The 10,720-nt window shown below is 68.4% G+C and carries 8 protein-coding genes; 6 read left to right on the plus strand and 2 right to left on the minus strand.

What is annotated here, in order from left to right:
* Window positions 1–95: 95 nt before the first annotated feature.
* The gene (gene pap / locus JFY56_RS04280) at window positions 96–1,589 is read right to left on the minus strand and encodes a polyphosphate:AMP phosphotransferase (RefSeq protein WP_208312218.1); all 1,494 of its coding nucleotides are present in this window, start codon (window positions 1,587–1,589) and stop codon (window positions 96–98) included.
* A gap of 106 nt (window positions 1,590–1,695) precedes the next feature.
* Here pap and mnmC point away from each other — a divergent pair, with 106 nt between their 5' ends.
* Together mnmC and JFY56_RS04290 are read left to right on the plus strand one after the other, a co-directional pair.
* Window positions 1,696–3,660: a bifunctional tRNA (5-methylaminomethyl-2-thiouridine)(34)-methyltransferase MnmD/FAD-dependent 5-carboxymethylaminomethyl-2-thiouridine(34) oxidoreductase MnmC gene (gene mnmC, locus JFY56_RS04285; protein ID WP_208312219.1), complete on the plus strand. Its 1,965-nt coding sequence runs from the start codon at window positions 1,696–1,698 to the stop codon at window positions 3,658–3,660.
* A 30-nt stretch (window positions 3,661–3,690) separates the two neighbouring features.
* Window positions 3,691–4,443 carry a sulfite exporter TauE/SafE family protein gene (locus tag JFY56_RS04290; protein WP_208312220.1) on the plus strand — a complete coding sequence of 251 codons (753 nt, stop codon included), beginning with the start codon at window positions 3,691–3,693 and terminating at the stop codon, window positions 4,441–4,443.
* 213 nt (window positions 4,444–4,656) lie between these two features.
* On the opposite strand, the gene JFY56_RS04295 is transcribed toward JFY56_RS04290, so the two are convergent.
* On the minus strand, window positions 4,657–5,133 hold the full coding sequence (locus tag JFY56_RS04295) for a MarR family winged helix-turn-helix transcriptional regulator (protein ID WP_208312221.1): 477 nt from the start codon (window positions 5,131–5,133) through the stop codon (window positions 4,657–4,659).
* A gap of 131 nt (window positions 5,134–5,264) precedes the next feature.
* Here JFY56_RS04295 and JFY56_RS04300 point away from each other — a divergent pair, with 131 nt between their 5' ends.
* From JFY56_RS04300 to JFY56_RS04315, 4 genes are all read left to right on the plus strand, one after another.
* A complete protein-coding gene (locus JFY56_RS04300; protein WP_208312222.1) occupies window positions 5,265–7,034 on the plus strand; it encodes an N-acetylglutaminylglutamine amidotransferase in 1,770 nt (589 codons plus the stop codon).
* Between the two features lie 62 nt (window positions 7,035–7,096).
* The gene (gene ngg, locus JFY56_RS04305) at window positions 7,097–8,881 is read left to right on the plus strand and encodes an N-acetylglutaminylglutamine synthetase (protein ID WP_208312223.1); all 1,785 of its coding nucleotides are present in this window, start codon (window positions 7,097–7,099) and stop codon (window positions 8,879–8,881) included.
* Window positions 8,878–10,071, plus strand: coding sequence for an osmoprotectant NAGGN system M42 family peptidase (locus tag JFY56_RS04310; RefSeq protein ID WP_208312224.1), 1,194 nt, complete (start codon window positions 8,878–8,880; stop codon window positions 10,069–10,071). Before ngg ends, JFY56_RS04310 begins: the two co-directional genes overlap by 4 nt.
* Window positions 10,072–10,366: 295 nt before the next feature.
* Window positions 10,367–10,591 carry a YheU family protein gene (locus JFY56_RS04315; protein WP_208312225.1) on the plus strand — a complete coding sequence of 75 codons (225 nt, stop codon included), beginning with the start codon at window positions 10,367–10,369 and terminating at the stop codon, window positions 10,589–10,591.
* Window positions 10,592–10,720 lie beyond the last annotated feature (129 nt).

Genomic DNA, 10,720 nt, shown 5'->3' on the forward strand with positions numbered 1-10,720 from the left:
TGGCGCTGAGCAACGCGAAGCCCAACGAGACGGAGCCATGCAAGACAGATGTTGGGCTTCGCTGCGCTCAGCGCCAACCTACGACGGCCGTTGCATCACTTATCCTTCTTGTACGCCCCCTCCAGCGCATCGTTGATGGTGCGCAGCACCTTCACCCGGGCGAAGCGCTTGTCGTTGGCTTCGATCAGCGTCCAGGGCGCGATCTCGGTGCTGGTGCGGTCGACCATGTCGGTCGCCGCGTCGATATAGAGATCCCATTTGTCGCGATTGCGCCAGTCTTCTTCGGTGATCTTGTAGCGCTTGAACGAGGTTTCCTCGCGCTCCTTGAAGCGTTCCATCTGGGTGTTCTTGTCGATCGCCAGCCAGAACTTGACCACGACGATACCGAACTCCACGAGCTGTTCCTCGAAATCGTTGATCTCGGCATAGGCGCGCAGCCAGTCGGCCTCCGAACAGAAGCCCTCGACGCGCTCGACCAGCACGCGGCCGTACCAGGAGCGGTCGAAGATGGTGAACTGCCGGCGCGCCGGGATGTGCCGCCAGAAGCGCCAGAGGTAGGGCTGGGCGCGCTCCTCCTCGGTGGGCGCGGCGATCGGCACGATGTGGTATTGCCGCGGGTCGATGGACTCGGTCACCCGGCGGATGGCGCCACCCTTGCCCGCCGCGTCGTTGCCTTCGAACACGGCGATCAGCGAGTGCCGGCGGAAGCGCTTGTCGCGCACCAGCATGGCCAGGCGCTCCTGCTCACGGGCCAGTTGCTGCTTGTAGGCATCCTTGCCCAGCGTCCTGCTCAGATCGAGGCTGGCGATCAGCCCGCGATTGTCCAGGCTGGCCACCAGCGGCGCGGCGTGTGCCAGGCGCTCGGGGCCCTTCTCCTGCATGTCGAGTGCCGCCTGCAGACCCTCCAGCAGGGTGCGGCCGACGGTCAGGCTGCGGTAGCGCGGGTCCACGCCCTCGACCACGTACCACGGCGCGTAGTCGCGGCTGGTGCGGCGCAACAGGCGCTCGCCATAGCGCACGAACTGGTCGTAGGTCTCGCTCTGCTTCCAGTCCAGCTCGCTGAGCCGCCAGCGGTGCTCCGGGTCTTTCTCCAGCGCCTTCAGGCGGGTCTTGAGCTGCTTCTTCGACAGGTGGAACCAGAACTTGAAGAGCAGCGCGCCCTCGTCGCAGAGCATCCGCTCGAAGCGCTCCGCCGCCGCGCCGCCGGCGTCCAGGGTGGCGTCGTCGATGTCGCCGTAGACCCGCGCGTGCAGCATCTGGCTGTACCAGTTGCCGAAGAAGATGCTGATCCTCCCCTTGGGCGGCAGTCTGCGCCAGAAGCGCCACTGCGCCGGGCGCGAGAGCTCCTCGTCGCTCGGTTTGAGGAAGCTCTCGACCTGGATCAGCCGCGGGTCCATCCATTCGTTGAGCAGCTTGACCGTCTCGCCCTTGCCCGCCCCTTCGATGCCGTTGATCAGGATGATCACCGGGAAGCGCGCCTGCTCCTTGAGCTCGAACTGGGCATCCAGCAACGCCTCGCGCAGTTCGATGACCGCCTTCTCGTAGGTTTCCTTGTCGATCGAATGGCCGATCTCGGCGGACTCGAACATGCTCGTTTCCTCGCTGCGAAATGCTTTCAAGGTAGAAGATGTGGCGCAGTCCTGCCGCTGCCGGATCGGCTAGAATGCGCGCTTCCTTTCTTCGCCCTGCCCTCCTATGCCTGATTTCCAGCCCGCCCAGATCGATTGGGACGAAAACGGCCAGCCCACCTCCCGCGCCTATGGCGACGTGTACTTCTCCCGCGCCAGCGGCCTCGACGAGACCCATCACGTCTTCCTCGACGGCAATCGCCTGCCCCGGCGCTTCGCCGAACTGCCGGCCGGCGGCCGCCTGTGCATCGGCGAGACCGGCTTCGGCACCGGCCTGAACTTCCTCTGCGCCTGGGCGCTGTTCGACCGACTCGCCCCGGCGGACGCCCGCCTGCACTTCGTCAGCGTGGAGAAATTCCCCCTCGCCCTGGCCGACCTGCAACGCGCCCTCGCGCTGTGGCCGGACCTGGCGCCCTGGGCCGACCCGTTGCTGGAGCAGTACGTCGGCATCCATCCGGGCTTCCAGCGCCTGGTGTTCGCCGGTGGCCGGGTGATCCTCACCCTGCTGCTGGGCGACGTGCTGGAAACCTTGCCGGAACTGGACGCACGCGTCGACGCCTGGTTCCTCGACGGTTTCTCCCCGGCGAAGAACCCGGAAATGTGGACCGCCGGGCTGTTCACCCAGATGGCACGGCTGTCCGCTCCGGGTGCCACGCTGGCCACCTTCACCAGCGCCGGCTTCGTCCGCCGCGGGCTGATCGAGGCGGGCTTCCGGATGGAGCGGGTGAAGGGCTTCGGCCAGAAGCGCGAGATGCTGGTCGGCGATTTCATCGGTGCCGCACAAGACTCCGCCAAGCCCTGGTACACCCGCCCGCCGCGCCCGACCGGCCCGCGCGAGGCGCTGGTGATCGGCGGTGGCCTGGCCGGGTGCGCCAGTGCCGCCAGCCTGGCGCTGCGCGGCTGGCAGGTGACGCTGATCGAGCGCCACGCAGGGCTCGCCGAGGAAGCCTCGGGCAATCCGCAGGGCGTGCTCTACCTCAAGCTGTCGGCCCACGGCACGACGCTGTCGCGGCTGGTGGTCAGCGGCTTCGGCTACACCCGCCGACTGCTGCAGCGCCTGCAACGCGGCAGCCAGTGGGATGCCTGCGGCGTGCTGCAACTGGCCTTCGACGAGGCCGAGGGCAAGCGCCAGGCGCAACTCGCGGCGGCCTTCCCCGGGACGCTGCTGCAATCCCTGCCGCGCGACGAGGCCGAACGCATCGCCGGCGTCGGCCTGCCGGCTGGCGGGCTGTTCTTCCCCGAGGCCGGCTGGGCGCATCCGCCGGCGCTCTGCCAGTGGCTGGCGGAACGGCCGAACATACGCATCCTGCGCCAACAGGAAGTCCACTTGCAGCGCGAGGAGAACGGCTGGAGCGCCTGGGCCGGCGACGAGCGGATCGCCAGCGCGCCGGTCGCGGTGCTCGCCACCGCCGCCGAAGTACGCAACTTCCCGGCCGCCGCCACCCTCCCGATGAAACGCATTCGCGGGCAGATCACCCGCCTGCCGGCGACGGCGGAAAGCGGCGCGCTGGCGACGGTGGTCTGCGCCGAGGGCTACGTCGCCCCGCCGCGCAATGGCGAACACACGCTGGGGGCGAGCTTCGATTTCCACAGCGACGACTTGCAGCCGACTACCGAGGAGCATCGCGGCAATCTCGACCTGCTGCGGGAAATCTCCCCGGACCTGCTCGACCGCCTGGATGGCGAACGACTCGACCCGGCCACCCTGGAAGGCCGCGCGGCGTTCCGCTGCACCACCCCGGACTACCTGCCGCTGGTCGGCCCGCTGGCCGAGCCGGAAGCCTTCGCCAGCGCCTATGCGGTGCTCGGCAAGGACGCCCGCCAGGTGCCGGATGCGCCCTGCCCGTGGCTCGATGGCCTGTACCTGAACAGCGCCCACGGCTCGCGCGGGCTGATCAGCGCGCCGCTGTCCGGCGAACTGCTGGCCGCCTGGCTGGACGACGAAGCCCTGCCGCTGCCACGCGCAGTGGCCGAGGCCTGCCACCCCAACCGCTTCTTCCTGCGCGATATCGTGCGCGGCAAGAAGAACTGATCGCACGACCGGACAACCGGAGCGCCCCGCATGGATGTGTTGTTGCTGGAATACACCGCCGTCGGCCTGATCCTCGGCCTGCTACTCGGACTCACCGGCGCCGGTGGCTCGATGGTCGCCCTGCCGCTGCTGCTCAGCCTGCACCTGCCGCTGCACGACGCCATCGGCGTCAGCCTCGGCGCGGTGGCGCTGTCCGCCCTGATCGGCGCCATCCCCCGCGCCCGCCAGGGTCAGGTGGCATGGCGTCCGGTGTTCTGGCTGACCCTCGCCGGCTGGCCCGGCAATGCCGCCGGCCAGTGGCTGGGGCGCTTCATTCCCGAGGCGGTGCTGATCGTCGGCTTCTGCCTGCTGGTGTTGTGGTCGGCGCGGCGCATGTGGGCCGGCTCGGGCATCGCCAGGGAAAGCGGCCGCCCCGCGGGCAACGCGCCGCTGCTGGGGCTGGGTCTGGCGGTCGGGCTGCTGTCCGGGCTGATGGGCGTGGGCGGCGGCTTCCTCATCGTGCCGGGGCTGTTGTGGCTCACTCCGCTGTCGATGCTGGCGGCGACGGCCACCTCGATGGCGGTGATCGCGCTGGTTTCCGGCGGCGGCTTCCTGCTCTACCTCAGCGGCGCACAACCGCCCATGTCGCTGCTCGCCTGCCTCGCCACCGGCGGCGCCATCGGCGTGCTGAGCGGCAACCAGCTGTCCACCCGCCTTGGCGGCGCGACGCTGCAGCGGCTATTCGCCTTGATGCTGGTGGCGGTGAGCCTGTCGCTGGCAGCGCAGAAGCTGTTTGCAGCGTAGGTTGGCGCTGCACGTCGCCGGGATTCGCTCCCGTAGGTTGGGCTGAGGTACGAAGCCCAACGGGGTGGTGCACAGGTTCAGCAGATGTTGGGCTTCGCTTCGCTCAGCACCAACCTACGTGGAAGAAGCCCAACAATGGTGCCCGGCCCGACAGGTGTTGGGCTTCGCTTCGCTCAGCGCCAACCTACGCGGAGGAAGCCCAGCAACGGTGCCTCAATCCTCTTCTTCCTCACCTGCTTCCGGTATCTCGAACAGCTCCGCCGCCCGCAACAATCCGGCGAGGATGGAGTGCTGCTCCCATTCCGGCAGTTCGGCGAAGCGTGCCATCGCGTGATCGGGGAGCAGCGACGGCGCGGCCTTGAGCGCTTCGTGGCCGGCGTCGGTCAGCAGCAGCCATTGCTTGCGGCGGTCCTGCTGGTCGCGCCGGCGCATCACCAGGCTGCGGGTTTCCAGACGGTCGAGCACGCCGGAAAGCGACGCCTGGGACAGGCTCACCCGCTTGGCCAGACGACTGGCGGTGATCTCCTTCTCCACCGCCAGCACCTGCAGGATCAGCAACTGCAGCGGCGTCAGTCCGCCATAGCGCCCCAGGCGCTTGGAGTGCACTTCCCCTGCCTGCTGCAGCCGGCGCAATGCCTGGAACATCGCCAAAGCGTAGGCATCTCTTATCGGGTTATTGCTTTCAGCCATAATCATTTACCCGCGAGAAAACCCTCAACCATTCAATCTAATACATAGAACTACTTTCATATCGAACTGTCTCCTCCCTGAGCGCCTTTGTCGCGCCACCCACTCATCCCCAACGGAGAACCGGTAAGGAAATGTGCGGAATAGCAGGAGAGTTTCGTTTCGACAGACAGGCCGCCGACCTCGCAGCGGTCGAACGCATCACCCACCATCTCGCCCCTCGCGGCCCGGACGCCTGGGGCTTCCATAGCGAAGGCCCGGTCGCCTTCGGTCATCGGCGCCTGAAGATCATGGACCTGGCCGAAGCGTCCGGACAGCCGATGATCGATCCCACGCTGGGGTTATCCCTGGTGTTCAACGGCGCCATCTACAACTACCCGGAACTGCGCGGAGAACTGGAAGCCCTCGGCTACCGCTTCTTCTCCGGCGGCGACACCGAAGTGCTGCTCAAGGGCTATCACGCCTGGGGCGCCGAACTGCTGCCGAAGCTCAACGGCATGTTCGCCTTCGCCATCTGGGAGCGTGACAGCCAGCGCCTGTTCCTCGCCCGCGACCGGCTCGGCATCAAGCCGCTGTACCTGTCGCAGACCGGCGAGCGCCTGCGTTTCGCCTCCAGCCTGCCGGCGCTGCTGCAGGGCGGCGATATCGACCCGACGCTGGACCCCATCGCCCTCAACCACTACCTGAACTTCCACGCCGTGGTCCCGGCGCCGCGCACACTGCTCGCCAACGTGCGCAAGCTGCCGCCGGCCACCTGGATGGCGGTCGATGCCGATGGCCACAGCGAGCAGCACACATGGTGGCAACTGGACTACGGCCCTCATCCCGACGAGATGAGCCTCACCCTGGAAGACTGGGAAGAACGCGTGCTGGATGGCCTGCGCGACGCCGTGACCATCCGTCAGCGCGCCGCCCGCGAAGTCGGCGTGCTGCTCTCCGGCGGGGTCGATTCCAGCCTGCTGGTCGGCCTGCTGCACGAGGCCGGCGTGGAGGACCTGCTGACCTTCTCCATCGGTTTCGCCGATGCCGGCGGCGAGCGTGGCGACGAGTTCCACTACTCCGACCTGATCGCCCGCCGCTACGGCACGCGCCACCAGCAGTTGCGCATCGCCGAGAAGGAAGTGCTGGAACAGCTGCCGGCGGCCTTCCGCGCCATGAACGAGCCGATGGTCAGCCACGACTGCATCGCCTTCTACCTGCTCTCCCGTGAGGTGTCGAAGCACTGCAAGGTGGTGCAGAGCGGCCAGGGCGCAGACGAGCTGTTCGCCGGCTACCACTGGTATCCGAAGCTGGCCGGCAGCAACGATCCGCTGCAGGACTACCGGGCGGCGTTCTTCGACCGTAGCCACGGCGAATACATGGAGACGGTACGCGAGAAGCTGCAGGTGGATGACGTCGCCAGCACCTTCGTCCGCGAGCACTTCGCCCAGCCCGGCGCCAGCGACCCGGTGGACAAGGCCCTGCGCCTGGACAGCACGGTGATGCTGGTCGACGACCCGGTGAAGCGGGTCGACAACATGACCATGGCCTGGGGCCTGGAGGCCCGCGTGCCGTTCCTCGACTATCGCCTGGCGGAGCTGTCGGCGCGCATCCCGTCGCGCTTCAAGCTCGGCGACGGCGGCAAGCAGGTGCTCAAGGGCGCCGCACGCCGGGTCATCCCTGCCGAGGTCATCGACCGGCCGAAAGGCTACTTCCCGGTCCCCGGCCTCAAGCACCTGCGGGGCGATACCCGCGCCTGGATCGGCGAGCTGCTGCTCGACCCCAGCCAGGACCGCGGCCTGTTCGAGCCGGCGATGCTCGACCGCCTGCTCAGCACGCCGGACGAAGACCTCACTCCGCTGCGCGGTTCGAAGCTCTGGCAGCTCGCCGCGCTGAATCTGTGGCTGACCGAACAGGGACTCTGAGAGTCAGCCCGGGAGCGGCTGCGCCCCAGGCCAGCCGCTGAAAAGCATTACGGAGCCTTGCAATGAAACCCCATTCCAGCCTGCCCCATAACCAACGCCTGCTGCGCGGCCAGCCGCCGACCTACGAACGCCTGCAGGCGCGCCTCGCCGGCGACCACGCCGAGCGCCACAGCGAACCGCTGATCCTGCATTGCGGCTGGGGCCGCCTGCTGATCGGCCATACCTTTCCCTCCGCCGAGGCGCTGACCCGCGAGCTGCTCAACGAACGCCCCGGCGAGCGCGACATCGCGCTCTACGTCGCCGCGCCGCAGCAGGTCCTCGCCCATGCGCCGCAGCAACTGTTCCTCGACCCGTCCGACACCCTGCGCCTGTGGTTCAGCGACTACCGCCCGGCGCGCCGGCCGTCCCGCGGGCTGCGCATCCGCCGGGTGCACAGCGACGACGACTGGGCGGCGATCAACCGCCTGTACCTGATACGCGGCATGCTGCCGGTCGACCCGGCGCAGGTCACCCCGCGCCAGGAGGGCGGCCCGGACTACTGGCTGGCGGCCGACGCGGAAAGCGGCGCGGTGATCGGCACGCTGATGGGCCTCGACCACGCCCGCGCCTTCCGCGACCCGGAGCGCGGCTCCAGCCTCTGGTGCCTGGCGGTGGACCCGCAATGCAGCCGGCCCGGCGTCGGCGAAGTGCTGGTGCGCCACCTGATCGAGCACTGCATCGGCCGCGGGCTGGCCTACCTGGACCTGTCCGTGCTGCACGACAACCGCCAGGCCAAGGCGCTCTACCGCAAGCTCGGTTTCCGCGAGCTGCCGACCTTCGCCATCAAGCGCCGCAACACCATCAACCAGGCGCTGTTCATCGGCCCCGGCCCGGAGGAAGGGCTCAATCCGTATGCGCGGATCATCGTCGACGAAGCGCACCGGCGCGGCATCGAAGTCCACGTGCAGGACGCCGCCGCCGGCATCTTCACCCTCAGCCACGGCGGCCGGCGCATCCGCTGCCGCGAATCGCTGAGCGACCTGACCAGCGCGGTAAGCATGAGCCTGTGCCAGGACAAGATCCTCACCCACCGCGCCCTCGCCCGCGCCGGCCTGCGCCAGCCGCAGCAGCGCCTGGCCGGCACGGCGGAGGAAAACGCCGCGTTCCTCGCCGAGCACGGCGCGCTGGTAGTCAAGCCGGTGAACGGCGAGCAGGGCCATGGCGTCGCCGTGGACCTGCGCAGCGCCGAGGAAGTCGAGGCGGCGATCGTCCGCGCGCGGCAGTTCGACAGCCATGTGCTGCTGGAGAGCTGCCACAGCGGCAGCGACCTGCGCATCGTGGTGATCGGCTACGAAGTGGTGGCCGCCGCCATCCGCCGCCCGGCCGAAGTGATCGGCGACGGCCGGCGCAACGTCCGCAAGCTGATCGAGACGCAGAGCCGCCGGCGCCAGGCCGCCACCGGCGGGGAAAGCCGCATCCCGCTGGACGAGGAAACCGAACGCACCCTGGCCGCCGCCGGCTACAGCTACGACGACGTGCTGCCCTCCGGTGAACGCCTGGCCGTGCGGCGCACCGCCAACCTGCACACCGGCGGCATCCTGCTCGACGTCACCGACAGCCTGCACCCGGACCTGCGCGACGCCGCCATCCAGGCCGCCCGCGCCCTGGAAATCCCGGTCACCGGCCTGGACTTCCTGGTGGCCGACGCCAGCCAGCCGGACTACGTGATCATCGAAGCCAACGAGCGCCCCGGCCTGGCCAACCACGAGCCGCAACCGACCGCCGAACGCTTCATCGACCTGCTCTTCCCGCTGAGCCAGCAACTGCCGCAGCACCCGCCGCTCGCGGATATGGAGGCCCCCGCATGAAACCCCTGCCGCAACCGGACCTCAACTACCTGCAACGGGTGCTGCTGGAGATGCTCGCCATCCCCAGCCCCACCGGCTTCACCGACACCATCGTGCGCTACGTCGCCGAGCGGCTGGACGAGATCGGCGTGCCCTTCGAACTGACCCGCCGCGGCACCATCCGCGCCACCCTGACCGGCAAGCACAACAGCCCGGACCGTGCGGTCTCCGCCCACCTCGACACCATCGGTGCCATCGTCCGCGCGATCAAGCCGAACGGCCGCCTGGTGCTGTCGCCGGTGGGCTGCTGGTCGAGCCGCTTCGCCGAAGGCAGCCGCGTCACGGTGTTCTGCGAGCACGGCGTCTTGCGCGGCAGCGTGCTGCCGCTGCTGGCTTCCGGGCACGCCTTCAACACCGAGGTGGACAGCCTGCCAATCAGCTGGGACCACGTCGAAGTGCGCCTCGACGCCTACACCGTCAGCCATGCCGACAGCGAGACGCTCGGTGTCGCCATCGGCGATTTCGTCGCCTTCGACCCGCTGCCGGAGTTCACCGAAAGCGGCCACATCAGCGCCCGCCACCTCGACGACAAGGCCGGCGCCGCCGCCCTGCTCGCCGCGCTCAAGGCGATCCGCGAAAGCGGCGAGGAACCGCCGATCGACTGCCACCCGCTGTTCACCATCACCGAGGAAATCGGCTCCGGCGCCGCCGCCGCGCTGCCCTGGGACGTCAGCGAATTCGTCGGCATCGACATCGCCCCGGTGGCCGACGGGCAGAACTCCAGCGAACACGCGGTGAGCGTGGCCATGCTGGATTCCGGCGGCCCCTACGACTTCCACCTGTCGCGCCATCTGCTGCGCCTCGGCGAACGCCACGAGATCGCCACCCGCCGCGACCTGTTCCGCTACTACCACAGCGACGCACAATCGGCGGTCACCGCCGGCCACGATATCCGCACCGCGCTGCTGGCCTTCGGCTGCGACGCCACCCACGGCTACGAACGCACCCACATCGACAGCCTCGCCGCCCTCGCCCGCCTGCTCACCGCCTACCTGCTCAGCCCGCCAGTGTTCGCCAGCGACGCCGAACCGCGCGAAACCTCGCTGGAGCGCTTCAGCAAGCAGCTGGAACATCCGGTGCAGATGGAAAGCGGCACCCATGTGCCGGCGGTGGAGGAGCTGATCGACAGCGGCGACGGTTCATCGAAGTAGAACGCACTCGCAGGTTGGCGCTGAGCTTGCGAAGCCCAACATCCGCTGGGTATCGCACCCTTGTCGTTGGGCTTGCATCGTCGCGAGGCACCCTTAGGCGTAGGGTGGACAACGCTCCGCTTGTCCACCGCCCCGGCCCCACGACAAGGTGGAAATGCTTCGCGATTTCCACCCTACGCTCTTGCCATACCTGTAGGAGCGGGGGAATCATCTGTACGAATGTGCCCTTTCGTCTGTCCGCTCGCTCCGGAAGTCAGGCGGCTCTACAATCGCCGCCTGCCCCGGAGCTTCGCCCATGCTGATCCCCTACGACCTGCTCGAACCCGAAACCCTGAACAACCTGCTGGAAGACTTCGTCACCCGCGAAGGCACCGACAACGGCGACGACACGCCCCTGGAAACCCGCGTGGAGCGGGCCCGGCATGCATTGAAGCGCGGCGAGGCGGTGATCGTGTTCGAGCCGGAGAGCCAGCAGTGCCAGCTGATGCTGAAGAGCGAGGTGCCGAGGGAGTGGTTGTAGGTGGGTGCATGGAGCGCCCTCACCCTAACCCTCTCCCGGAGGGAGAGGGGACTGTTCGGTGTGACATGAAACTCCGTGCTCACCGACGGTTCCATACTGCCCCCTCTCCCTCCGGGAGAGGGCTGGGGT

This window comes from Pseudomonas schmalbachii, assembly GCF_017589465.1.
Lineage (GTDB): Bacteria > Pseudomonadota > Gammaproteobacteria > Pseudomonadales > Pseudomonadaceae > Pseudomonas > Pseudomonas schmalbachii.

Coding starts and splice junctions, on each gene's coding strand:
- pap (WP_208312218.1), bottom strand. CDS start 1,589: ATGTTCGAGTCCGCCGAGATCGGCCATTCGATCGACAAGGAAACCTAC.
- mnmC (WP_208312219.1), top strand. CDS start 1,696: ATGCCTGATTTCCAGCCCGCCCAGATCGATTGGGACGAAAACGGCCAG.
- JFY56_RS04290 (WP_208312220.1), top strand. CDS start 3,691: ATGGATGTGTTGTTGCTGGAATACACCGCCGTCGGCCTGATCCTCGGC.
- JFY56_RS04295 (WP_208312221.1), bottom strand. CDS start 5,133: ATGGCTGAAAGCAATAACCCGATAAGAGATGCCTACGCTTTGGCGATG.
- JFY56_RS04300 (WP_208312222.1), top strand. CDS start 5,265: ATGTGCGGAATAGCAGGAGAGTTTCGTTTCGACAGACAGGCCGCCGAC.
- ngg (WP_208312223.1), top strand. CDS start 7,097: ATGAAACCCCATTCCAGCCTGCCCCATAACCAACGCCTGCTGCGCGGC.
- JFY56_RS04310 (WP_208312224.1), top strand. CDS start 8,878: ATGAAACCCCTGCCGCAACCGGACCTCAACTACCTGCAACGGGTGCTG.
- JFY56_RS04315 (WP_208312225.1), top strand. CDS start 10,367: ATGCTGATCCCCTACGACCTGCTCGAACCCGAAACCCTGAACAACCTG.